This window comes from Synechococcus sp. PCC 7336 (genome assembly GCF_000332275.1).
Classification (GTDB): domain Bacteria; phylum Cyanobacteriota; class Cyanobacteriia; order Thermostichales; family PCC-7336; genus PCC-7336.
The window spans coordinates 2,328,425-2,351,969 of record NZ_CM001776.1 but is presented as its reverse complement, the minus strand read 5'-3'; the positions used below and the strand labels follow the sequence as shown (position 1 = coordinate 2,351,969).

The following is a 23,545-nucleotide window of genomic DNA, read 5'->3' as shown; positions in this document are numbered from 1 at the left end:
TGAGGCTGACCTCAATCGGGCATTCTAGAGTCGGAGGGGGCCAGTCGGCGCACTTCGCGTCGAACTACGGTTTCTCCCAATATCTTCAACGAGTCAATCTATGCGAACTGCTTCCCTCAGAATTGCTGACGAGGACGAACGGCTAGAGCCTCAGCCCACCCGTTACGCTGCCAATTCTGCCTGGTGGGAGTTACATATTGCGATCGCCCCAGAGCAAGAAGACATCACCTTTTGGCGCTTGCAGGAGTTTGGCTGCAACGGGATGTCCAGCGAGCGAGACGGACCACAGCTCCACCTGCGAGCCTACATGCCCATCGAGCAGGCTACCCCCCTCGATCTCTCGGCCCTAGCCCTGATAATGCGTCGAGACGCATTGCTCTGCAGTGTCGAGCCACCACAAGTCCACTGGGAGCGGTTGGAAGAGGAAGACTGGTCCAGTTCGTGGAAGCAGCATTGGCAGCCACAGGCGATTGGCGAGACTATTCTGGTCTGTCCGGCTTGGTTAGAAGTGCCCGAGAATAGCGATCGCCACGTTTTGCGCATGGACCCTGGTGTTGCTTTTGGTACGGGGGCTCACACCACCACGCAACTGTGTATAGAAGCCTTAGAAATGCACTTGGGGTTTCTGGAGCCCAATGAGAAGGTGACCGTGGCCGATATTGGCTGTGGATCGGGTATTTTGTCGCTGGCGGCAGCGAAACTGGGGGCAGAGCGGGTGTATGCCGTCGATACGGATGCATTTGCCGTGGAGGCCACCCAATTCAACATCCGCAACAATGGGCTGGACGGTAAAATCGAAATCCATCGCGGCAGCTTAGACGCCTTACCCCGGATGGTGGATGGCTTGATCTGCAATATTTTGGCCGAGGTCGCGATCGACTTGATTCCTCAATTTCAATTGGCGATTCGGGAAAATGGCTGGTTGGTGTTGAGCGGCATCGCGATCGAGCAGGCCAAGATGGTGTCACAGACGCTAGAAGCCCACGGCTGGATGGTGGCGGCGTTATGGAAGCGGCAGGAATGGTGTTGCCTGAATGTCCGCAGACACTAAAGTCTTGCCCTCGGCTGGCCTTCGAGCGCGGCACCCTCGCGGCACGATGGTCGGCAGGCGATCGCCAGTTCCCCCTAGAAAAATCACAGCGCCACTATTTAGAACGGGTCCGTCGCCTGAAGGTGGGGGATGACTTTTTGGCCTTTGACAGCACGGGGCTGCTGTGGAGGGCTGCGTTAGTCGAGGGGGGGGCGCAGTTGGTAGAAGCTTTGCAGCCGCTCCAACGGGAGTTACCAGTGTCGTTGGAATTGGCGATCGCCGTTCCCAAGGGCTCGGGACTGGATGAAACAGTTCGGCAGTTGACTGAATTAGGCGCGTCGCGGCTGGTGCCCCTACTGACGGAACGGACGCTAGTGCAGCCCAGTGCCAAGAAAGTGGAGCGCTGGCGGGCGATCGCCCGAGAGGCAACGGAGCAATGCGAGCGGGTGTTTGTGCCAGAGGTGCTGGAGCCACTCGCGTGGGAGCAATGGCTGCGGTATCGGGGTGGGGAGGTGAGATGGATGGCGGCGGCCAGGGAGGATGCCCTCGGCCTGCTCGATCGCCTGCAACGCGATCGCAGCCGCCTCTCGGGTGGGATTGCTGTGGCGATCGGCCCCGAAGGGGGCTGGACGGACGAGGAGTTAGAGGCTGGACGGGACAGAGGGGTGGAGGCGGTTAATTTAGGACCGCGTATCTTGCGGGCGGTGACGGCTCCTCTGGTCGTGGCCAGTGTGGTGGCTGCTGAGTTGGAAACGTTCGATCTGCGGGGATGACGGGTTTGGCTTGGCGGTACCCATCTCTGTCAAACAGAAAAAAGGTATGACCTGACGCAGGGTCATACCTCAAAAAGTGAATGAATAAGTGAACTTCAAGACAGTGAATTTGTTAAGTCAAACAGTTTGTGCGGGGATTTACTAAACAAGAAGTTGCTAAATTGTAACGATTTTACAACTAAGCCGAGCCTCCGAAAAAAGTTCCCGATCGAACGGATAGGGAAGTTAACGCGACCGGTTTGCGAAGGGCATAGCTGGCTCCGTGAAACATGGCAGTTTTACCTGTGGAGCGGGTGTTTACCGGATCGCGCAGGACAGCGTCCTCAGCAAACACTTCAATCCAGTCCCCCGGCTGCATGGCCGAAAGATGAGTGAAATACGCATCCAGCATCGCTTCGATGGCAGCATTATCCATAGCGGCAGTGCCTCAACAACCCAACACTGTCAGTCTGACGGAGGGGATGCCTCAGATTCAAGCATTGAGGTAGCAGGTTGAGCCGATCGCCCTCCCTCAGTTCCCAACCAGCCTCGTAACTTCGGCAAAATGAACAGCAATACGATCAACAGCAAGTCGAGCACAATCTCAAAAACGGTAAACTCCCGCCCGAAATAGCGGTGGTCCCAATAGCTAATCGGACTTTCAAAGCGCAAACTCCAATTGAGGGGGAAAAGCAGCAGTGGCCCGTCATTGACGTGGGTGAGAATGTCGAGGGCGGTGTGGATCGAGCAGGATAGAAAAAAGTGCAATCCCCAGCGCTGGAGGGAGCCGATGGCGCGGCGGGACGACCAGAGGATGGCGATCGCGATCGCCAACACCAAGGGCGAGTGTAAAATGTTATGAAGGGCAATCCAGACGGGGTCGCGAAAAAAGTGCTCGTCAAACATCAGCTGAAACGCTGCTCGATCGGTCAGTCCCTGGAAGTGGCGGTAGTAAACCCAGCCGCCGATCGAAAGTAGATACAGCGGGATGTCAGGGGCGATCGATCCCAGCAGAAATGCACTGGTGACAACGGGATAGCGGGAGCAGCGGGCAACTGCCGCGCCAATCAGGAAATGGGATGGGGTATTCACACCAGTGCGCGCAGTGGGGGCGAGTCGATCTTAAACCCTCTGCTCGCGAGACCGATCGCTCTATCGATATTGTCAGCGATTAGGCATTCAGAGCTGAAAAATCTCTCAGATCGTACATCAATATTCCATGACATAAGAATGTATTTTGTAGCACTTGCTACTTTTTAAGATTTTGTTCTAGTATGGGAACTGTAAGGACGTCAGCTAGTTATTCCATCGCTTGGAGGTTTCCATGACCGTTTCTTCAGAAGCACGTCGCCTAATAATGTTAAATCGTACGCGCCTTAAGCAGCGCCAGCAGTCTTTATTGACCCGCTCTGCCGCTCATGTCGGTATCAGTGCCGATCGAGTGGACTACTGGGGCCACATTCAAGGTAAAGTTCAACCCACCTTTCGGACGAACTACGAGCGCAGCCATGCAACCATGAGCTAGCCAATAACTCTGGCGTTCTAACGCAAATCATCACATTAGCGTTCAGAAGTGGGCTTACTCCAACAGGGGTAAGCCTTTACTCTTGAGGTGAGGGGTGGCTTTCTATTCCACAGGCTCCCATCTGTATACTGGGGTCGGATTTTGGCATTGATATGAGTTTCTACATCGCTCCTCGCTTTCTCGATCGCATTTCCGTTCACATCACCAAAAACTTCCTCGATATCCCCGGCATTCAAGTTCCCCTCATTCTCGGCATCCACGGTCCTAAGGGGGAGGGCAAGTCGTTTCAATGCGAATTGGTGTTTCGCAAGATGGGCATCGAGCCGATTCGGATGTCGTCTGGAGAGCTGGAGAGTCCCGATGCGGGGGACCCAGTGCGACTGATTCGGCTGCGCTATCGGGAGGCGTCAGAGCGAGTTAAGGTGCGGGGGCGAATGTGCGTGTTGATGATTAACGATCTGGATGCGGGGGCCGGTCGGATGAATCAAACAACGCAATATACCGTCAATACTCAGTTGGTTAACGGCACGCTGATGAATATTGCCGACAATCCCACTGACGTGCAGTTACCGGGCAGCTACAACGAAGAGAAGATCCGGCGGGTGCCCGTCATTGTGACGGGCAATGACTTTTCAACCCTGTACGATCCGCTATTGCGGGATGGGCGGATGGAAAAGTTTTATTGGCAGCCGACCTTGGCAGAACGGGTCGGGGTAGCCACTGGGATCTTTGAGGCGGATGGTTTATCCTCCGGCGATGTCAAGAAGTTAGTGGAAACGTTTGCCGATTGTTCGATCGACTTTTTTAGCGCCTTGCGATCGCGTCTTTATGACGAGCAAGTGTTGAGTTTGATTCAGCAGGTCGGCATTGAAAAAATCTCGTCGCGGGTGGTGAATAGCACAGAGGCGCTGCCGAGTTTTGCCCAGATCGATTTTCATTTAGCCCGCCTGTTGGAGGTGGGAAATCAGATGCTACAGGAGCGGGAATTCGTGGAGACCAATCAGTTAGCAGCAAAATATAATCGTACGCCTCAACAGATGCACTAAACCGCGTCTGCGTTGAAAGCTGAAGTTTTTCAGATTGGCGAAAATGATATGGCCGTCAAGACTGTCATTCGAGACTTTACAGGCGATCGCTGGCTGCGCTGCGATCGCCCTTGCCAAGTTATTCGGGCCGATTGCCTCGATGATGTGCTGCCTGCGCTGGAGCAGGTGGAAACCTTGGTGTCTCAGCAGCAATGGCATGCCGTCGGTTTTATTAGTTACGAAGCATCTCCCGCCTTCGATTCGGTCTTGCAAACGCAGCCCTCAAGGAATTTTCCGCTGCTGTATTTTGCTCTATTCGATGCGATCGAAACCGTTCAGCTTCCCGAGCGATCGGAGGAGCGCTACCATCTGACGAATTGGAAACCCGATATTTCGCTAGAGGACTATCGCTCGGCGATCGCCCGCATCAAAACCCAGATTGCCTGCGGCGAAACCTATCAAGTCAATTTCACCTTCCGGTTGCGATCGCACTTTCAAGGGAGCGCTTGGCCGCTGTTCCTCGATTTGGTGCAAGCCCAATCCACCCCCTATTGTGCCTACTTCGAAACCGACGAGTTTGCCATCTGCTCCGCCTCTCCCGAGCTGTTTTTCCGCAAACTAGGCGATCGGGTGGAGTTGCGCCCGATGAAAGGCACAGCAGCACGGGGTCGAACGCTGGCAGAGGATGCCGCGAACCGAGGGTGGCTGCAGCGATCCCCAAAAGATCGAGCCGAAAATTTGATGATTGTGGACATGATCCGCAACGATATCGGGCGCATTGCCGAGCTGGGAACAGTGAAGGTGCCCCAGATGTTTGAGGTGGAACAGTATCCCAGCATTCACCAAATGACTTCGACCGTGACGGCAATGGCGCGAACCTCGCTGACCGACACGATGCGAGCGCTGTTCCCCTGTGCTTCGATTACCGGAGCGCCGAAAGCCCGCACAATGGAGGCGATCGCCGCTTTGGAAACCTCGCCGCGCAAGCTTTACACCGGTTGCCTGGGGCTGATTCGACCGGACGGGGCGGCCCAATTTAATGTGGCGATTCGGACGGTGGTGGTGGATAAGGCTGCGGGAGAGGCGGAGTATGGCGTCGGTAGTGGCGTGGTCTGGGACTCCACCAGCGATCGCGAATATGCCGAATGTGTGGAAAAGTCGCGGGTGTTGACCTACCGGTTGCCAGAGTTTTCGTTGCTGGAAACGCTGTTATGGCAGCCCCCGGCGGGATATTTCTTGTTAGCCGAGCACCTTTTCAGGCTGGAACGGTCTGCCCGCTATTTCCAGATCCCGCTCGCCATCGCCGATGTGGAGTGCGAGTTAGAGAAGATTGCCGTACAGTTGTCCCCTCAGCCCCACAAGGTGCGGATTTTAGTCGATCGCAAAGGGTCGATCGGTCATACATTTGCGGCGATCGTTGCCCCAGAAATGCCTGCAGCAATCCGCTTGAAACTGGCCGATCGTCCGATTGATTCGAGCAATCTCTTTTTGTTCCACAAAACCAGCCATCGCGAAGTCTACGAGTCAGCCCTTGCCGCCCATCCCGATGGTGACGATGTGGTGCTGTGGAACGAGCGCAATCAGGTAACGGAAGCCTGTTGGGGGAATCTTGCGATCGAGCTGGATGGAGAATGGTTTACCCCACCTGTGGAGTGCGGTCTCTTGGCGGGGACATTTCGGCAGCACTTACTCCAACGGGGCAAGCTGCACGAGCGTGCGATCGCGGTGGAGGAATTGCGAGCGTGCGATCGGATTATCTGGATGAATTCAGTCCGCCAGTGGCAAGAGGGAATTTTGGTGTAGAAAACCAACTGAACTGAACCCGAGCGAGCCCTATTGTTTTCACCACCCTGGGTTCTTGTAGCGATCTAAACCTCGTCCATGTTGGGATCTGGAGTTTTCAGACATTGCACTCAAGTCCCCCAGAATGGGGGATTTAGGGGGCGAATGCAGCGAGCGGCAGCGCTAGTAGGAAGAACTCAAAACTACGGGTTTCAAACTAGACTCGGTTTACATCCCCAAACGGCGATCGCGCTTGAATTGCGAAAGCGCAGGCACAATCTGGGGATGCGTCCGGTACCGAGAAGAGTGCCCGTTAGATCCGACAGACGATCGTGGCACAAAACTCGTCATAACTAATTTTGTTGTCAGAGTTCTCATCTGCCATCTCCACCATTTCGCGAATTTGAGCTTCGGTACAGTCTGGATCTAGGGTCTTGATGTATGCCATTAGCTCTGGGAGAGAGATATCGCCCGAGCGATCGGCGTCGATTTGTTGAAACACTTTTTCCAGAATGGCATTTTGCTCGGACTCTAAAACACCCGAAATCCCAATGGTGCCAGCCAATAAATGCCATAGCTCGTCTGGGTTTGTCAGTTTGAGGGCATCTGTTTCGTCATCCGAACTAATACCGTATTCCTGACGAATGGTACTGATGGTTGCCAGATCGGATTCAGGCAAGCCTCGCACAATTTCTTCCAGAGAGACATTAGAACTGCTACTCGAAAAGGCGCGCAATAGATCGCCAATATGCGATCGATCTGAATTGGCTTTCCAAGACTCCAAAATGATTTCCAATAGCGCTTCTCGATAACTTTCCAAACGCAACAGGTTTTCCCACTCGTGAGGCTTGTTCGGATTGAACAGATCGGGGAGCTCGGCCTCTAGCTGTTGCAGGACTGTTTCGTGATCGCGATCGGAAATTTGCAATTCCTGGCGCAGTTGCTGGAAAGTTTCCAAACTACTATCGGGCTTAGCATAGCCTTCTTCAAGCGAGTCTCGTAAAACCCCCTTATAAGCTTGCAGGCGTTTTTCTTGAGAAAATCCCGGCAGAACCTTGGCTAGAACGTACACTTCATCAGCATTGAGGCTGTTGAGGGTGCGTCCTTCCAAAAATCGAGAAATATCGAGATCGAGTTTCTTGAGCTGTTTGCGCAGTCGAGAGGCAAAGCCTTCCCTCTGGTAGGTAGTGCGGCTTCTGGGCCAGGTGCGATGCAGCCACACAGCACTGCAGAAAACAATTAGCAGCGGAAAGAAAAGCCGCAGTGGATCTGGAAAGAGACGGACAAAATTTCGACCGGCAAAAACAAAGAAGAAGTTGAAAATAAAAAATGTCGATAGAGAGAAAACCCGGTGACGAATGAGTCCCTTGTCGACAGATTTCTTCTGTCGGAGATAAAAGACCTTGAAGCGCTGTTCTAAAGTGCGGCCGAGCAGGTATCCACCCACTGTGAAAATAGCTAGGGTAATCGGAACTGCAATCAGTTTTGGAATGCCAATCGGGGTGCCGAACAAATAAAATCCTGCATCGAAAAGACTACCCAGTTGATCGGCTTCGTGCGCCCACGCACCCGAGAAGTAATATTCCCAACTGCCGGAGTAGAGATAGTAATAAATGAAATATCCAACCGCAACCCCCGTATAGCCGTAGTAGAGCCACTGCTGTTTGGGCTCGGTCACGCTCTCCCAATACAATCGCTCGGCATCAATGTCGATACAGGGACTTTTACAGGCCACGCAATCGCTGAGTTCTTTGCCATCTTTCGCTACGGTACGGCACATCGATTGGGTTACCAGTTGGCGATCGCCAGCGTGAGCGGTGCTGTTAAGAATCGCTCTGGGTTCGGCGTAAATTCTTTGTACCGGAGCCATCGGACAAAAATACTGGCACCAGGATTTACCGCCATATAGAAAACCAACTGAGATCGCAGCCAAGATAGTCCCAATGAGAAAGACGCCCAAGACAATCCGATCGGAATTAACGAACAGAATTCGACTTGAAAGTCCGATGAAGAAAAGCCCAAGTTGAAGGTAAAAGTGATTCTTGGCCAGCCAAGAATCTTTAGCTACTTTAACCAATTCATACCGCACTTTTCCTGTTTTCTCATTTACCCGTTTGCGTTTGCGCTCCCAGCCTAAAGCTCGCGGAATCTGAGACAAAAACGATAGCGGACAAATCCGTCGCCACAGATCGTGACCGAACACCAATAAAATAAATACAGCGGTGGGAATAACCATTCCCCAAAAAATTGGTGCGCCCAAGGCATAAGGACTCTCTTCGAGGCATGCTCCCTGCACCCGAACGCAGATATCGGGATCGATTCTCAAGGGGCTAGTAGGATTTGATGGATCGCTTAAGTAGAGACGTAAGGGACTAGCCGCATTGGAAGGATCGGTCAGCCAAGGGGAGATGGGATCGTAGAAAAGGGAGACGATCAGAACGATCCAGGCAATGGTTAGCACCCATCGAACGCGATGCATCTGTTTTTCAGGAACATTTGAAAACATCGAGGACTCCAAATCAAAGCTTGTGCAATTTTCTTGATAGTCTGCAGAAAAAACTACACGTAAATGGGCTGGCTCCTTGGCTAAGACCGCGATGATTGAATGGAATGAAAAGAGTCTCTAGCCTTAGTAAGTCTTAGGGATTCTAGCATTAGATGCCAAGTGGATATCAAAACGTAATTAAACCTAAAAATAGTTTGGATACCTCAACTGCCCCTTAAAACCAGACTTGGTTAAGTTTATACTTGGGAGGCGTTCGCGCTACTGGAGCACTCTATTTATTGGTGCGATCGCAGATCGATATCGATCTGCAATATTGCCGAGCATCCTCTGCTTGCAACGCCGATTGGGAGACAGCATGACTTTGTTTAACAAGTGCGGATTATATCACCTTACATCTGTAGAAGCTCTGCTATGCAGGATACACTCGATTGCGCGATCTATCGTGTTTCCAATTCCAGGCGATCGCTAAATGCTCTGCTGAAATCTCCCTTGTTCGGTTCGAATTTTTAGAAAAATACGTTTGCCCAACAGAGGCTTTCTATACCGATCTGCCCGCTCCTACCATCAGCGGCTGCGGATAGCGAATGCGCTCGTGGGAAGAATCCTGCCAAACTTGTAAGAAGACCTCGGCGATCGCTTCGAGGTCTTTTCGCATCAAGCCACTATCGACGAGCTGGCCGTCCTCCCAACGATTGCGAAAGATACTGAGAATCATCCGTTTGGCCATCTCGGGCGAGACGACTTCCTCTCCTTCCTCGCGTTTGCGCAAGCTCCGCAACGCCGCTTCGCAAGCATCTGCCAACATCACCACCCCTGTCTCGCGCGTTTGGGGAATCGGGCCGTCGTAACGAAAGGCGGCTTCCTCCGGCGGATTGTTGGGGGATTCCACTTGAGCCTGGTGGTAGAAGTAGGCGATGCGGATCGTGCCCTGGTGTTCGGGAATGAAGGCGCGGATGGCGGTGGGCAAGCGGTATTGGCGGGCCAGCTTGAGACCGTCGCTCACGTGGTCTCGAATGATTTCGGCGCTGCGATAGGGATTATTCAACGCCTCGTGGGGGTTGGGGGCACCCTTGAGGTTTTCTATAAAGTATTGGGCGCGCAGCATTTTGCCGATGTCGTGATAGAGGGTGCCCGTGCGCACCAATTCGGCATTGAGCTTGAGTCTTTGGGCTGCCCGCTCGGCCAGCGAAGCCACAAAGAGGGTGTGTTGAAAGGTGCCGGGAGCTTCGTCCGCGAGGCGGCGCAGCAAGGGGCGGTTGGGATTGGCCAGTTCCGCCAGACGAATGGGGGTGACCAGATCGAATAAGAGTTCGAGATTGGGGCTAGCCCCCAAAGCTGCCACACTCCACAGTAAACCGGAACCCCCCGCGATCGCCATTTGGACTGCCTGAAAGGGATTGCCTGTCGCTAGAGACAGCAAGCCGTAGGTTGCCGCTTGGGTTAAGGCTGCTCCTCCCCCTAATAAGGCGAGATCCTCGCGCGATCGCAAGCGCGGTGCCACCAGACAAGCCAACAGGCTGCCCGCTAAGACCGGTCCCAGCGTTACTGCTGTCACCTCCGTCGCCACGGGCAGCAAAGCCGCTGCTCCACCCAGGACTAACAAGCCCAAGAGCCCGCCGTAAAAACTCCCCGCCAACAACCCGACAGCCGGTAATGCACTCGACTGCACGCCGAAGATGCTGGCAGTGGGGGCGACGGTACTGGCCAGTAGTAGCAGCAGGAGGCGATCGCGGCTGCGCAGGGTGGGTCGAATCCAATTTTGCAACGGCACAAAAATGGCGATCGCCCCCGCCATCATGCCCCCCACCTGCAGCAAGCCCCCCACATTCAAGCGCCGCTGCGTCAGGTTGTAATGGTCCAAAATGGCAAATTGCGTCGAGTCGATCGGTTCCCCTCTCATGACGATATCGCTGCCGCGCTCCACAGCGATCGTCACGGGTTGCATGCGATCGAGCTGAGACTGCAACTGCTCTTGCGTGAGCTGGCGATTAATTAGCAAGTTCGGCTGCACTACACTATCCAATAGCTGAATCGCCACCGGTCGTAGCGATTCGGGTAAAGATTCTAATTGAGCGGCAATGCCCTCGCGCTGCAGGTCTGGTGGAAGCCCCTGCGCGAGACCGATCGCCTGCAGCCGTCGCAGAGCCTCGGGCAAGGTTCGTTTCACATCTGTCCATTCTGCCGAGCTCCACTGCAGTAGGTCGGGGGACCAGCCAGTCTCCTGCAATTGTCCCCGCGTCAATTGGTAGCGTTGCTGAGCTGCTTCAATTCTGGCCACCAACTCGGCAAAGGAGATGCTGCCCTCGTTGGAGGGGGACAAAAGCTCCTGTCGCAGCCCCCCCAACTCACTGGCCGGTAGCAGAGCCTCTGTCGGTAATTCCTCCACTACAGCGCCATCAATCGCCGCCAACAAGGCTTCCCACTCCTCCGGCAACAGCTGTTGGAAATACTGCTGGGCGGCGAGCGACAGCAAGGAGCGAGGAATATAGGGAGGCAGCCCTACGCTCTGGCGCAATTCCTCCCCTATCTGCAATTGCCGTGCTAGGTTGTCCTGCATTTGGGCATTGGCACGAGGGTCCACCTGCAAAAATTGGGTGGCCTCTGCCCGAATTTGCGCCTCTAATGCCGCCGTGGCTTCTGGATCGACAATCTCGGCGGCGAATGGAGCCACCAACGTTTCGGGGGCTAGTTCTCCAGCCGTCAAACGGGGCTCGTTGTAAAACTTAGAACCGTGGGCTGCCGTCAGTAACGCGACTGCAAAACTATAATTGGCCGCATGCTTGAGGACTGGCAGCACGCGGTTGAGAGATTGGCTACTGGCTCCCTTCAAGATCCTGCTCCAGGGATGGCAGAGGGGGAGATTGCGATCGGGGGATTGTGTCATGGAGCGATCCTCCGCAAACCCACCACCGTTTCACTCATTCTGACAGACTGAATTTTGCGGTTGGGCTTGAATATATCGATCTTTACATTCATCGCATCAATCTAGAAGCAAAAGCAACACCAATACTACCGAGAAGCCGCCAGGGAAACCGAACCATCTCGCAGTGCCTCGGCAGGGGACTTGGAGTGGGGCCAGGCAAAGGCATGACGAAAAGCAGCAGACTGGCACTGCTGCAGTTGGGAGAAGTCAATGATGTCGAGGGTGAGTAGATTTTCGTATTCAAACGGCAGGCGGACGTTGTGCAGTCCGGCGTTATCGGTGCAAATGGCAATATCGACACCAGCGTCGAAACAGCGATCGAACACCTGTTTGAGCGGTTCCAATGTGGAGAGTGTCCCCGTTTTGAGATAGGTGGTGGGACAGATCTCCAAGCACTGGTTGCGCTTGGCCAAGGCGGGCAAGAGTTCGGGCTGGAGCAGCGGAATCTGGATGCCGTGGCCGATGCGGGAGACGTAGGGCAGTAGCTCTGGATAGCAGCCGTCGGGAGTTTCGTATAGGTGAGCGGTGGTTTTCAGACCTCGGGCCAGAGCAGATTTGTAGAGTTCCACCCATTCGGGCATGCGATCGCGATAAGCTTTATCTCCCCCGGCTAGGTCAATTGCACAGACGGACGCGTGGCTGGCGGCGGCTTCGACGATGGCCCGGTTTACCCGCTCGGGCAGTCGCGAGTGCAAGCAGAGAATTTGGCTGGTGACGATGGGGTAATCGGTTTGGCGAGTGGCTTCAGCCACAACCTCAATAATTTGGTGCATCTGCCGCAGGCGATCGGCTTCAGCGAGGCTGGGATCGGTACGCAGATAGGGGGTATAGCGAATTTCGAGATAGGCCAAATCCTCAAACACATAAGCTCCCCTCAAAAGTCGGCAGATGAAGTAGGGAAGTGTCTCTAAGGTTTGAACGCTTTCGACTAACGAGTGCAACTCTAGATATTCATCGAGAGTCTTGCGGGGGCGGGTGTAATAGTCTTCGAAATCGGCATAGTCGGGATAGTCTCGGGCTAGAGGCGCGTCTTGGCGGTGCAGGTAGCGCCAGAGAATGCGGGGAACGACGGAACCACCCAGATGGCGATGCAATTCGGCGTGGAGAGCCATATTGTGTCTCCTAGTGCTTGGGAGTGCGAGTGAAAATCAGTCGAGAGCGGGGCGAGTTGAGTGTTGCAGTCGTGGCTGTATCGGACTCCGCTGCTAGGCTAGACAGTGCCGATTCGAACTCTAATTCCACAATCCTAGCCCAAGCCTCAATTGCTGACTGCATGTATCCACACATTGTCCGCCCCCTTCTGTTTCGTCTCGACCCCGAATGGCTGCACCGTTGGGCGATCGCCCAAGCCCGCCTGCTGGCCCGTACCCCTTCTCTGCAACTCCTAGCCCAACCCTTTGCTGCCCCTGCCGATCGGCGATTGAACCAAACGCTGTGGGGTTTGACCTTTCAGCATCCCATCGGCTTGGCGGCAGGGTTCGATAAAAATGCAGAAGCGATTGCTTTTTGGCCTCGGATAGGGTTTTCATTCTGCGAGGTCGGTACCATCACTGCCCTCCCTCAAGCGGGCAATCCTCAGCCGCGCCTGTTTCGCTTGCCTGCCGATGAAGCCGTTATCAACCGCTATGGCTTCAACAATCTGGGGGCAGAAGCGATCGCCGCCCGTCTGGCTGCCGAACCCAACCGTCCGGCGGGCTATCCGGTGGGCATCAACTTGGGTAAATCGAAGCTGGCGCCATTAGTAGAGGCCGCGGCGGATTATCTGACCAGTTTCCAATTGCTCTATTCCTACGGCGATTATTTTGTCGTCAATGTCAGTTCTCCCAATACGCCAGGGCTGCGATCGCTCCAAGCTAAGGCCAGCCTTGCGGAAATATTCACAGCCCTGCAGGCGCACAACCGAGATCGCAAGCCCTTGCTGGTCAAAATCGCCCCCGATCTGACTTGGCCCCAACTGGACGAAGTGCTCGAAATCGCGACCGATTGCCAGATTGCGGGCATCATCGCCACGAATACGACGCTGAGTCGAGCGGGGTTGCGCACAAAGGCGATCGCCTCCACAGGCAATTCCCCTGCAGGGGAGGCTGGGGGGTTGAGTGGGCCGCCAGTCAGAGCGCGATCGACGGAGATAATTCGCTATATCTATCGGCAAACAGAGGGGAAACTGGCGATCGTGGGGGTGGGTGGCATTGACTCTGCCCAGGCGGCTTGGGAGAAGATTGCGGCCGGGGCGAGTCTAGTGCAGCTCTATACGGGGTTGGTGTATCGCGGACCGGGGTTAGCGAGTCAAATTGTGCGGGGGTTACTGCAGGAGCTCGATCGGCACGGGTTTGAGACGATTGGCGAAGCGATTGGCTGCGAGCTATCACAAGTATGTCAAGCTAGACCTCACGAAGGTTGGGAATCCGCGATGGCTGGCGATGCGCAGGCGAGAGATTTACTGGTGTTGAAGGTGGTGTTGGGGGCGGCTTGGGCGGACGGTACGCTGCAGCCGGAGGAGTTGGCACCGATTCATCAAATTGTGGACGAGTTGGGGCTAGCCGCCCATCCCGATGTCCGCCTACTGCTAGAAACGCCAGTTCCCGCCCCGACCTACCGCCGCTATTTGCAGGAATATTTGGAGGCACACCCTGCCTTGGCAGAGCGGCAACGTCTGTTGGCGCTGCTGCAACGGGTGATTTATGCGGATAACGAGGTATCCATCGAGGAAGGATACATTCTGGGCGAGTTGAAGGATTTGTTAGCAGAGATGGCGGTGGGGGGGAGCGCGAGCGAAGAGAAGGCGCGGCAGTTTCGGACTGTATTCGGTCGGTTGTTCGAGCAGTTGATGAAGCGATCGCCCTCTACTTAGCGCGATCGACTAATGTCCGATACCCGAGATAAGCCAGACGAACCCCAGAAGCAAGCACCACCCGATCGCTTCCCAGAAAATTTTGGAATTGAGAAACTTCATATCTCGGACCTCTTACGGATATCTAAGGTCGCGGCGACAGAGTTTTCAGATAACTCAACAGGTCGGCCATCGCTTCGGGTTCGGGCTGAAACTGGGGCATTGGCAACGTTTTGCCGCTAGTGACCTGCTCGATTAAAGCAATATCGGAACGGCGATCGGTGACGCCATGCAAACTAGGGCCGACATGACCCTCTGCCGTTGTACCGTGACAGCCAGCACAATTCATCGCAAATAGCGTTTCCCCTTTGGCCGGATCGCCAGTGAGCTGGAGCACGGCAAGAGTATAGGAATCGGGTTGGTGCCAGCGGCCAATTCCAAAATACAGTAAAGTCCCTAGCAACAAAACAATACCCATTGCAGCTATTGCTTGCCTCCATTGGCTTGGCGCTAGCGAGAAGGACATACCAGTGGAAACTCTTTGCACGGAGAGCTCGGGGCAACGAAGTTATTAATCCTTTACATTTTACTCAAAAAGCGCCGCACATAAGTTAACGTACTGCAGACTCGCACCGGGGTGGAGCCAGCCAAAAATCCCGATTTCGCCCTTCTCCAGCCAAGGTGAAACCCTTAAGGAGCTTATCTGACAAGGCTCCGAGCCTCTATTACAGTCCCTTGCTAAATAAGAAGTGAAGTTACAATATCGTTAAGATATGGAGGAAATTTTGGATTCTCTTAACGATCGCGCTTGCGTCTCTGCTGCTCGCAAGGCCCAAATCTGGAGCTGGCGAGATTGCAATATCTACGCCGTTCGATCTGGGGAACCTCGCCCCGATCGCCCGCCACTCCTTTGCGTACATGGGTTTGGAGCCTCTACCGACCACTGGCACAACAATCTCGGTCCCCTGAGCGAGGCGTTTGAGGTCTGGGCAATCGATCTGTTGGGGTTCGGGCGATCGGCCAAGCCGAACATTCAATACAGTGGCGATTTGTGGCGGGATCAGTTAAGCGATTTCGTTCAGGAAGTTATTGGTCGGCCCGCCGTACTGTTAGGCAACTCTTTGGGGGGATACGCGTCGTTATGCGTAGCCGCACAGCGTCCCGAGTCGGCAGCAGGGGTAGTGTTGCTCAATAGTGCCGGACCGTTTGCGAGCACTGCACCAGAACCATCTAGAAACCCCATAGGCCAATGGATGGGGAGTTTGACGAAGGCAATTCTCTTGCAGCCTTGGGCCAGCTTTTTACTGTTTCAGTACGTGCGCCGCAAGTCTGTGATTCGCAAAACCTTGGAGAAGGTGTATTGCGATCGCGCGGCTGTCACCGATCGCCTAGTGGAAGACATCTACCGCCCCTCCTGCGACAAAGGAGCCGCCAAGGTCTTTGCTGCAGTGTTCAAATCCCGTCAGGGGGCCAGAGTGGACGAGCTGCTCGGCCAAATGGGCTGTCCGCTCATGCTGTTGTGGGGGGAGGGGGACCCGTGGATGGATGTCAGGAGGCGATCGCAGCAATTTCGCCAGTATTATCCTCAATTGACCGAGCACTTTCTCGAGGCCGGTCACTGTCCCCACGATGAGGTGCCCGAGCAGGTGAATGCACTGGTGCGGGAGTGGGTGTTAGCAAAGATGTGATGAGATATTGCCAAACGTACAGCCAGTCAGCGACTCTGGAGCGAAACACCTCATCTTCTGACCTCTGTCTGATGGACCGCAATGAGTACGACATCAACCTGCGCAGCTTGGTAGGTGATTACTGTCAGGACTTTCTCCAATGGCTGGTGGGCGAGGGAGCTCGGGTGGAGGAGATCGTCAATTCAGTGTTTACGTCTCGCGAGCGACGAGCAGATATCGTTATCCGCTATGCCACCCCCGCTGGGAGGCGAGGCATCCTTCATATCGAGTTTCAGCGTCGGCCTTTGGTGGAGATGCCGCTGCGCATGGCTGAATATTCGCTGTTTATCATGCTCAACTATGGCGAAGCACCGACCCAGATCTTAATCCTGCTGGAGGACAGCAAAGCGGCTCGGGAGATGCCCGATTTCTATGCCTGCGGTGGAACGAGAGTTCAATATAAACTGCTCCCGTTATGGGAACAAGATCCAGAGGCGATTTTAGTCGGCGATTGTCCGGGCCTGCTCCCCTTGGTGCCCTTGATGGGACCGCCGAACCAGTTGAAGGAACGGCTTGAGGCTTGTGAAGCAGCCATTTCCGAGCGAGTAGAAGTAAAATCGAGGCAACAGGATTTGCTAGCGGTGGCAGTGCTGTTGAGCTCGCTCCAGCCGAGGGGGCGGGATGCGATCGAAGAATTCCTCAGGAGCAGAAAAATGTTGGATCTGATGGAGTCTCCCCTATTGAGGGATTGGCTGCGCGAAGCTGAAGAAAGGGGCAAAGCTGAAGGCGAGGCTGAAGGCGAGGCTAGAGGCAAAGTTCGCGGGAAGGCAGAAGAAGGGCAGCGGATGCTCGTCCGTCTCCTATCCCATCAGTTTGGACCGCTCCCTCAAGCCCTCTCGACATCGCTAAAGGCGATCGCCAATCCAGAACGACTGGAAGAACTTCTTGATGCTGCATTAGATGCAACCAACCTAGAAGATTTCCAGAAAAACCTCTGAAACTATTGTTATTCGTTTCACTAGAATGCCAATCGGGAGAAGAATCCAGTCTCGAACGAGGCGATCGGTACTCGATTAACCCGCAAGTCCCTTGAGGAACGAGGACATTCACGAGAAGACATTCACACAATGAAAATACTGCACGGCACCTGGATTCCCCACAGTGGCAGCGACTTTATCCAAACTGGAGAGTTTTATCTCTGGGCTGAAACTGCCGAACCCCAAAAGCGGCGCAAAAGAGTGGCGGGTCGCCATCCCTTTCAGTTAGAGAAAGCAGAACTGGTCACTTGGTTGAGTGGGGAACTGCGCCTCGGTAGCGATCGCCTCGTTGCAGAAGCGATCGCCCCCAAATATTTCCACTTGCCCAGCGGCTCCGACAAACCCCTGCCCTCCCCCGAACTCGCCCGCTATTGGGAAGCCGATTGGCCGGAGGCGGCGGACTGGCAACTGTGGGAAGTGGATTGCTATGAAGTCAAAACCCGCGTTAAAACCGGACAGCGTGAATACCGGGACGCGATTCCTGCCATCAAACTGCTGAACGACTTGCACTTTATTGCCTTGCACCAATCGGCAGAAGTGCAATTCGGGAACGATTTGCTGTTTTGGTATCACTACACGCGCGCGTTCGCACAGGCGATCTTTAAAGACCAGTACATCCCGGCCCTGCGATACCGCGAACTGTCTGCCCCCAAAAGCAAGGGCCGCCGCAAAAAAAGTGAGCCCGAGTTCGAGCTATATCCCACTTGGGAGTTTGTTTCCGAGCAGTACGAAACCAATATCCATCGTTATGTCGAGCACATGCCTGCAATCTGTACCTGTGGCTTCGACGATGCCCCCAAGACCCCTCAGTTGTGGGATAAAGAAACCCTACTGCGGCATTTTTCCGAAGTGCTGCTGGACGATATTGTCACCCATACCCCCAGCACGAACCAATTCGACAAAACGCTTGCCGACACTCTATTGGCAGGATGCTTCCAGCCCGACCGCAAGCATCCCTGGCGCGATCGCCAGTCTTTAGAACTATATCGCCAATGGCAGGACTGGCGGCAGAAGCTGGCCCGCACCCAAACGGCCACGTCATTTTACTTGGGCTTTCAACTGGAAGACCCCGGCGACACGGACGAGCCCTGGGAATTATTCTTTGTGGTGGCCGATCGCCAAGATCCCTCCCATCGCATGCTGTTGGCCGACTATTGGTTAATGGACGCTGGAGAGCGCCAGACGGTGGGCGATCGCTTCGGGGCCGATTTCGAGCAGCAATTACTGGTGCATTTGGGCTACGCTGCCCGCATGTATCCTCTCCTCTGGCAGGCATTGGACCGGATGGCCCCCTTCTGTCTGGCTCTGGAGGTGCAAGAAGCCTTCGAGTTTCTGACCGAGTTTGCTTGGGTGTTGGAGGATGCCGGGTTCAAGGTGATTGTGCCCAGTTGGTGGACCCCCGCCGGTCGCCGCCGCGCCAAAGTAAAGCTGCGTCCCAAGCAGAAGAGCAGCGCAGGCAAACAGAAGGGCAGCAAGAGTTACTTCGGCTTCGACCAACTGGTGGACTACGAATATCAGTTGGCCATTGGGGACGAACCGGTCAGCAATGAGGAATGGGAACAATTGGTGGAAGCCCAGACGCCACTGGTGCTGTTTCGCGGCGAATGGGTGGAGATCGATCCCGCCAAGATGAAGGAGATGCTGGAGTTCTGGCGATCGCAACCTGAGGACTCCGAGATGTCGCTGCTGGATCTAGTCAAGCTGGAGGCACAGCAGCAGGAGGAGATCGAGCTGGATCTGAGTCGCGATCGCGCCTTGGCAGACTGGATGGACCAACTGCGAGATCCCAGCAAACTGGAGGTTTTGCCCAACCCCGAAAACTTGCAAGGCACGTTGCGGGAATATCAGCAACGGGGCTTGTCCTGGCTGAGCTATTTGGAAAATCTGGGTTTGAATGGCTGTCTGGCGGACGATATGGGCTTGGGTAAAACCATTCAGGTGATTGCCCGCTTGGTGCAAGAACGGGAAGAGGTACAGCAGCAAGCAGAGGTGCAGCAGCAAGAGGAAGAGCGTCCGATACTGCCGACGCTGCTGGTGGTACCCACATCAGTAGTGGGGAACTGGAAGCGGGAAATTGAGAAATTTGCCCCCGACCTGTGCGTGGCCATTCACCACGGCAGCAATCGCAATACGAATGAAGCGGCGTTTCAGAAGCTTTATGACGAATATGACGTCATCATCACGTCCTTCACATTGGCTCGCAAAGACCAGAAACTTTTGAATGCCGTGGAGTGGCATCGCATTGTCTTGGACGAGGCCCAAAACATCAAGAATCCCAAAGCCGCTCAGACCAAAGCCATTCTCAAACTGTCGGCTCGCCATCGCCTCGCCCTAACGGGAACGCCGGTCGAAAATCGCCTGATGGATCTGTGGTCGATCTTCAACTTCCTCAACCCCGGCTATCTGGGCAATCAAACTCAATTCCGCAAGTCATTTGAAATTCCCATTCAAAAGAACAGCGATCTGCGCCAATCTGCTACCTTAAAAAAATTGGTGGAGCCGTTTATTTTGCGGCGCATGAAAACCGATCGCAACATCATCAAAGACTTGCCCGACAAGGTGGAGCAAAAGGTTTACTGCAATTTGACCAAAGAGCAGGCATCGCTGTACGAGGCAGTGGTCAAGCAAATTTCTGGCGAACTGGAGCAGGCGGAGGGCATGAGTCGCAGGGGGTTAATTCTCTCTTCTCTGATGAAACTGAAGCAAATTTGCAACCATCCCAGGCAGTTTTTGCAGGATGGCAGCGACTTTACAACAGAGCGATCGCACAAACTCAGTCGCTTGACGGAGATGGTGGCGGAAGCAATTTCCGAAGGGGAGAGTCTCCTGATCTTCACGCAATTTACCGAGATTGGCGAAGCGTTGGAGCACTACCTGCGGCACCACCACCTGCTCAACACCTATTACCTGCACGGCGGCACCTCCCGCAAAAAGCGCGAGCAGATGATTGCCGAGTTTCAAGAGCCCGAAACGGAACCGTCGGCATTTATTCTCTCCCTCAAGGCTGGCGGGGTGGGGATTACGCTGACCAAGGCCAACCACGTCTTTCACTTCGATCGCTGGTGGAACCCGGCGGTGGAGGATCAGGCTACAGACCGGGCCTTTCGCATCGGGCAAACCAAGAATGTGTTTGTCCACAAGTTTGTGGCGATCGGCACGTTGGAGGAGCGGATTGACGAAATGATTGAGGACAAGAAAAAATTAGCGGGGGCTGTAGTGGGATCGGATGAGTCTTGGCTGACGGAGTTGGATAATGAGGCGTTCCAGCAGTTGATTGCCTTGAATACCAGTGCGGTGTTGTAGGGGTTTATTGGGGCGCGTTTGAGGGGAGATCGAGACGAGTTGGGAGGTACGAGATGGCGAGAATGAGTCGAACTTGGTGGGGGGAGCGGTTTCTGGAGGCCATGTCGGAGTTTGCGGACCCCGGACGGTTGCAGCGGGGGCGATCGTATTCCGGCGACAGTCGAATTTTGATGTTTGATATCAGCGACGGAGAGATTACAGCGACGGTGCGAGGCAATGTAAACCCATATTTTGGAGTTTATAAGGAGCCAAAATATATCGTAAACGTGGCATTGACTGCCATTCCCATGGAAGATTGGCCCGATGTGATTCGCCATTTGTCGTCAAAGGCTGGGTCTGTGGCGAAGTTGCTGCTGAACGAAATGCCGGATGAGATCGAAGAGAGTTTTGATTCAGTGGGGCAGTCTTTGTTGCCGGGTGGGTTCGACGATTTTCAAAGCAGTTGTTCTTGTCCCGATTGGTCGCGCCCTTGCAAGCATATTGCAGGGGTCTGTTACCGCTTGGCTCAGCATTTGGATCGCGATCCGTTTCTACTGTTCGAGCTGCGCGGCTTGTCGCGGGAGGAGTTGCAGGCGGAATTGGTCAAGTCGCCGCTGGGTCGAGCACTGTCGGCGGAATTGAGTGCGCAATCAGAGTTGCAGCCACAGCCGGTCGCCTTTTTGTTCGCCCGACCGGAGCCGATTGAGCTAGATACTCAGTTGAGCCCGAGGGAGTTTTGGCAGGGGACAAAGCGATTGCCGCAAACCGTTGAGAGTATTGATGGGGCAGCGGTGCCCGCCATTGTGGTGAAGAAGCAGGGGGATTATCCGCCGTTTTGGCACAAGGATAAATCGTTTATTGAGGTGATGGAAGAGTTGTACGGGCGGGTGAAGGTGAAGAATAAAGATTTATTGTGAGTCGATCGGGCGATCGCTAGCCGAGCACAAACCAATCCTGGTTGCCCCCTCCACAATCCTGCAGAACAGCCCGTCGTCCAGTTGCCTGCGACATTCGGCGATCGCCGGCAAGTTGGGTTTGGCATACTGTTGTCGGCAAATATAGCGTTTGCCGCGAAACGTAAATTGGGATGGCACCTCAGTGCTCGAACTCGGCAGCTTTGCTGCATCGATTAAGATCGTGGGCAATCAGCGATCTCAGAGAAATCTCCACTTGACCGCTCTGCATTGCCCACGGTTTCGATCGCTCTCCTGGGTTTTGAGTCAGAACTTGTGCGCGTGCAGTACCTCCATCACGTCACAGAGATAGGCGATGCCCGAATAATCGTCGAAAAACTGCGCTGCCACCTCATCCGAAATCTTCACGGCCATTTCCCGATTGGGGGTGAGCACCTCGAACTTTATATTCGAGTAGGTGTCGGAAACGCTGGGTTGTCCCGACGAGCGCACGTTGCGACTGCCTTTACCGCCAGCCTCCACCACCGTATAACCGGCAGCCCCGGCTTCGTCGATGATCTTGGCGATCTTTTTCAGCAGCAACTTTTCCGTGACGATGACGAGCTTGGCGGCTTGCTGGGTCATGTTGGTTACCTCTCGACGCGCGTGTATTCATTGAACTACATAGAAATCAGGAAAACGGCAGCACCGCGCGCTATCGCGCCGATCTAGCCGCCGCGTTGGTCGCCGGGTCAGGGGACCGGCAGCCCGCGACCCGTCTGGGATCAGCTGCCCATCAGCGTCTGGGCGAGCCCGATGTAGAGCGGTATTCCCACAGCAAGCGCAACCGGTGTGCCGACGGCTGTGGACGAGCCGATGTAGGCGGAGGGATTGGCCGACGGGATACCGGCTCGTAAAGTGGGCGGCCCTGAGATGTCTGAACTGGAGGCGGCGATGGTGGCCAGAATCACGACGCCGCCAGGGCTGAATCCCGTGATGACGTGGGCAATCATGCCGAGACCGAAGGCTATGAGCCCATTCAGCAGCGGCGCCACCACGGCATATAGAGCGTACCACTGGCCCACCTTGCGCAGCTCGCCGAGCCTTGCCCAAGCCTCCATACCCATTACCAGCATCAGTATCGAAAGCAGGCCGCGGAAGAGGGGATTGAAGAAGCTCTCATAGACACTTTCCGGCTGGGTTAGCAGACCTAGAGCGATGCCGAGCAGCAGTGCCGACAGGGCAGAGCCCTGGAGGCTTTCCTTCACGATGGGCCATATCTTGACCCGCTTGCCTGCGGTACCGCCCTGCTTGCTGCGATACTCGACTGCGGTACCGCCGGTACCGCCCTGCTTGCTGAGATACTTCTGCTTGCTGAGAGCCTCGTCTGCGGTATCGCGCTGCTTGCTGACATAAATGCTGGCCAAGACGATCGCAGTCACGAGTGCTGGGATGTCCATGAAGGGATAGAGTGCGGCGGCCCAGGCCTCGTATTCGACGCCTTCCGTTTCCAGTAGCGTCAGGGCGGCGGCGAGGGTAGAGCCACTCACGGCACCGAACAAGCCTGCGGTCGCAATGGCATCCACGGTTTTGACTTTCGGCAGCTTGGCCAATGTGTAGCGCCCGATGAACACGATAAGGATCCCCATTACCACGGCGAACACCGCGGGCAACAGCATCTCCACCAGATTGGCATTGCGGATCTCAATGCCGCCGCTCAGGCCGACTTTTAGGAGCAGCATGAAGACGATGAACTTATAGACCGCATCTGGAATTGCCAGTCGGCTACCGAGGGAGGCAAGGAGCAGACCACCAATCAGAAAGCCGAGTGTCGGGGACTGCAACTTCGCCAGGAAGAGCGTCAAGAAATCGGACAAAAAATCCACGTAGTAATTCCTCCTCGATCGGATATTAGGGGTCAGGACGGCAGGCAAGCATGGCCTCGAATCCTGGCTGGCTCCACGCATCCGGGTGAGCAGCGAGTCAACCCACCACTTAATTGCATCTGCATCCCGGTGCGTCGTGTGCTGGAAGATAAAGTTTCGCTCTGGCGAGCGCAAACGATCGCACTAATCAGTGGTAATTCATTGGCAGTGGCTTGCTGCGGGCATACTTTACCATCAATTGGTTCGTAAAATCCGAAAGGAACTTAGACATATTGCCTCCGTAAGATATTTCAAACTTGTCTACAAGCAACTGTAGATATATTTAATGAAGCTGGGTAGTTGATTTTCCCTGCCCTCAAAAGCCGTACAAATGCTTGTGCTCAATCGCAGATTTTCCAGGTATATAC

Annotated in this window: 18 protein-coding genes and 1 pseudogene; 10 read left to right on the top strand and 9 right to left on the bottom strand. The window is 54.7% G+C overall.

Annotation, left to right across the window (positions count from 1 at the left end; all coding sequences use genetic code 11):
• The first annotated feature begins 100 nt into the window (after positions 1-100).
• Positions 101-1,051 (top strand): 50S ribosomal protein L11 methyltransferase, encoded by a 951-nt coding sequence (gene prmA / locus SYN7336_RS11175; protein WP_017326027.1) that lies wholly within the window; start codon positions 101-103, stop codon positions 1,049-1,051.
• Positions 1,021-1,803: a 16S rRNA (uracil(1498)-N(3))-methyltransferase gene (locus SYN7336_RS25480; protein WP_017326026.1), complete on the top strand. Its 783-nt coding sequence runs from the start codon at positions 1,021-1,023 to the stop codon at positions 1,801-1,803. The genes prmA and SYN7336_RS25480 overlap by 31 nt, the downstream gene beginning before the upstream one ends.
• Before the next feature lie 178 nt (positions 1,804-1,981).
• Here the strand turns inward: SYN7336_RS25480 and SYN7336_RS11165 are convergent, their stop codons facing one another.
• Positions 1,982-2,218, bottom strand: a complete 237-nt coding sequence (locus SYN7336_RS11165) for a hypothetical protein (RefSeq protein WP_017326025.1) — start codon at positions 2,216-2,218, stop codon at positions 1,982-1,984.
• A 29-nt stretch (positions 2,219-2,247) separates the two neighbouring features.
• Complete coding sequence (locus tag SYN7336_RS27945) at positions 2,248-2,874, bottom strand: metal-dependent hydrolase (RefSeq protein ID WP_017326024.1); 627 nt, start codon at positions 2,872-2,874, stop codon at positions 2,248-2,250.
• A 232-nt stretch (positions 2,875-3,106) separates the two neighbouring features.
• Here SYN7336_RS27945 and SYN7336_RS11155 point away from each other — a divergent pair, with 232 nt between their 5' ends.
• The 3 genes from SYN7336_RS11155 to pabB all read left to right on the top strand — a co-directional run bounded on the left by SYN7336_RS11155 (position 3,107) and on the right by pabB (position 6,135).
• Positions 3,107-3,307, top strand: coding sequence for a hypothetical protein (locus SYN7336_RS11155; protein ID WP_026100908.1), 201 nt, complete (start codon positions 3,107-3,109; stop codon positions 3,305-3,307).
• Positions 3,308-3,459: 152 nt separating this feature from the next.
• Entirely contained in the window at positions 3,460-4,353 is an 894-nt protein-coding gene (locus tag SYN7336_RS11150) for an AAA family ATPase (protein ID WP_017326022.1), read from the top strand.
• Between the two features lie 48 nt (positions 4,354-4,401).
• Positions 4,402-6,135, top strand: a complete 1,734-nt coding sequence (pabB, locus tag SYN7336_RS11145; protein ID WP_026100907.1) for an aminodeoxychorismate synthase component I — start codon at positions 4,402-4,404, stop codon at positions 6,133-6,135.
• A 292-nt stretch (positions 6,136-6,427) separates the two neighbouring features.
• Here the strand turns inward: pabB and SYN7336_RS11140 are convergent, their stop codons facing one another.
• The 3 genes from SYN7336_RS11140 to SYN7336_RS11130 all read right to left on the bottom strand — a co-directional run bounded on the left by SYN7336_RS11140 (position 6,428) and on the right by SYN7336_RS11130 (position 12,655).
• The gene (locus SYN7336_RS11140; RefSeq protein WP_017326020.1) at positions 6,428-8,620 is read right to left on the bottom strand and encodes an EF-hand domain-containing protein; all 2,193 of its coding nucleotides are present in this window, start codon (positions 8,618-8,620) and stop codon (positions 6,428-6,430) included.
• A gap of 538 nt (positions 8,621-9,158) precedes the next feature.
• On the bottom strand, positions 9,159-11,504 hold the full coding sequence (locus SYN7336_RS25470) for an HD family phosphohydrolase (protein WP_017326019.1): 2,346 nt from the start codon (positions 11,502-11,504) through the stop codon (positions 9,159-9,161).
• Positions 11,505-11,629: 125 nt separating this feature from the next.
• The gene (locus SYN7336_RS11130) at positions 11,630-12,655 is read right to left on the bottom strand and encodes an adenosine deaminase (protein ID WP_017326018.1); all 1,026 of its coding nucleotides are present in this window, start codon (positions 12,653-12,655) and stop codon (positions 11,630-11,632) included.
• Between the two features lie 161 nt (positions 12,656-12,816).
• Between SYN7336_RS11130 and SYN7336_RS32975 the strand changes: the two are divergent.
• Positions 12,817-13,899: pseudogene (locus tag SYN7336_RS32975) on the top strand (quinone-dependent dihydroorotate dehydrogenase); the annotation flags it as partial.
• Positions 13,900-14,518: 619 nt separating this feature from the next.
• Here SYN7336_RS32975 and SYN7336_RS11115 read toward each other — a convergent pair.
• Positions 14,519-14,851 carry a c-type cytochrome gene (locus SYN7336_RS11115; protein ID WP_017326015.1) on the bottom strand — a complete coding sequence of 111 codons (333 nt, stop codon included), beginning with the start codon at positions 14,849-14,851 and terminating at the stop codon, positions 14,519-14,521.
• Between the two features lie 295 nt (positions 14,852-15,146).
• Here SYN7336_RS11115 and SYN7336_RS11110 point away from each other — a divergent pair, with 295 nt between their 5' ends.
• From SYN7336_RS11110 to SYN7336_RS11095, 4 genes are all read left to right on the top strand, one after another.
• Positions 15,147-16,061: an alpha/beta fold hydrolase gene (locus tag SYN7336_RS11110; RefSeq protein WP_017326014.1), complete on the top strand. Its 915-nt coding sequence runs from the start codon at positions 15,147-15,149 to the stop codon at positions 16,059-16,061.
• 71 nt (positions 16,062-16,132) lie between these two features.
• Complete coding sequence (locus SYN7336_RS11105; protein WP_017326013.1) at positions 16,133-17,038, top strand: DUF4351 domain-containing protein; 906 nt, start codon at positions 16,133-16,135, stop codon at positions 17,036-17,038.
• 129 nt (positions 17,039-17,167) lie between these two features.
• Entirely contained in the window at positions 17,168-20,380 is a 3,213-nt protein-coding gene (locus SYN7336_RS11100; RefSeq protein ID WP_017326012.1) for a DEAD/DEAH box helicase, read from the top strand.
• Positions 20,381-20,442: 62 nt separating this feature from the next.
• The gene (locus SYN7336_RS11095) at positions 20,443-21,276 is read left to right on the top strand and encodes an SWIM zinc finger family protein (protein WP_017326011.1); all 834 of its coding nucleotides are present in this window, start codon (positions 20,443-20,445) and stop codon (positions 21,274-21,276) included.
• On the opposite strand, the gene SYN7336_RS11090 is transcribed toward SYN7336_RS11095, so the two are convergent.
• The 3 genes from SYN7336_RS11090 to SYN7336_RS11080 form a co-directional block, all read right to left on the bottom strand.
• Positions 21,268-21,504: a hypothetical protein gene (locus tag SYN7336_RS11090; protein WP_017326010.1), complete on the bottom strand. Its 237-nt coding sequence runs from the start codon at positions 21,502-21,504 to the stop codon at positions 21,268-21,270. The two genes, SYN7336_RS11095 and SYN7336_RS11090, sit on opposite strands and share 9 nt — an antisense overlap.
• A gap of 75 nt (positions 21,505-21,579) precedes the next feature.
• The gene (locus SYN7336_RS11085; RefSeq protein ID WP_017326009.1) at positions 21,580-21,897 is read right to left on the bottom strand and encodes a hypothetical protein; all 318 of its coding nucleotides are present in this window, start codon (positions 21,895-21,897) and stop codon (positions 21,580-21,582) included.
• Between the two features lie 140 nt (positions 21,898-22,037).
• On the bottom strand, positions 22,038-23,138 hold the full coding sequence (locus SYN7336_RS11080) for a sodium-dependent bicarbonate transport family permease (protein ID WP_026100903.1): 1,101 nt from the start codon (positions 23,136-23,138) through the stop codon (positions 22,038-22,040).
• Positions 23,139-23,545 lie beyond the last annotated feature (407 nt).

Excerpts from the sequence above, each read along its gene's own strand:
- prmA (WP_017326027.1), top strand. The coding sequence starts at position 101 with ATGCGAACTGCTTCCCTCAGAATTGCTGACGAGGACGAACGGCTAGAG.
- SYN7336_RS25480 (WP_017326026.1), top strand. The coding sequence starts at position 1,021 with ATGGTGTTGCCTGAATGTCCGCAGACACTAAAGTCTTGCCCTCGGCTG.
- SYN7336_RS11165 (WP_017326025.1), bottom strand. The coding sequence starts at position 2,218 with ATGGATAATGCTGCCATCGAAGCGATGCTGGATGCGTATTTCACTCAT.
- SYN7336_RS11155 (WP_026100908.1), top strand. The coding sequence starts at position 3,107 with ATGACCGTTTCTTCAGAAGCACGTCGCCTAATAATGTTAAATCGTACG.
- SYN7336_RS11150 (WP_017326022.1), top strand. The coding sequence starts at position 3,460 with ATGAGTTTCTACATCGCTCCTCGCTTTCTCGATCGCATTTCCGTTCAC.
- pabB (WP_026100907.1), top strand. The coding sequence starts at position 4,402 with ATGGCCGTCAAGACTGTCATTCGAGACTTTACAGGCGATCGCTGGCTG.
- SYN7336_RS11140 (WP_017326020.1), bottom strand. The coding sequence starts at position 8,620 with ATGTTTTCAAATGTTCCTGAAAAACAGATGCATCGCGTTCGATGGGTG.
- SYN7336_RS25470 (WP_017326019.1), bottom strand. The coding sequence starts at position 11,504 with ATGACACAATCCCCCGATCGCAATCTCCCCCTCTGCCATCCCTGGAGC.
- SYN7336_RS11130 (WP_017326018.1), bottom strand. The coding sequence starts at position 12,655 with ATGGCTCTCCACGCCGAATTGCATCGCCATCTGGGTGGTTCCGTCGTT.
- SYN7336_RS11115 (WP_017326015.1), bottom strand. The coding sequence starts at position 14,851 with ATGGGTATTGTTTTGTTGCTAGGGACTTTACTGTATTTTGGAATTGGC.
- SYN7336_RS11110 (WP_017326014.1), top strand. The coding sequence starts at position 15,147 with ATGGAGGAAATTTTGGATTCTCTTAACGATCGCGCTTGCGTCTCTGCT.
- SYN7336_RS11105 (WP_017326013.1), top strand. The coding sequence starts at position 16,133 with ATGGACCGCAATGAGTACGACATCAACCTGCGCAGCTTGGTAGGTGAT.
- SYN7336_RS11100 (WP_017326012.1), top strand. The coding sequence starts at position 17,168 with ATGAAAATACTGCACGGCACCTGGATTCCCCACAGTGGCAGCGACTTT.
- SYN7336_RS11095 (WP_017326011.1), top strand. The coding sequence starts at position 20,443 with ATGAGTCGAACTTGGTGGGGGGAGCGGTTTCTGGAGGCCATGTCGGAG.
- SYN7336_RS11085 (WP_017326009.1), bottom strand. The coding sequence starts at position 21,897 with ATGACCCAGCAAGCCGCCAAGCTCGTCATCGTCACGGAAAAGTTGCTG.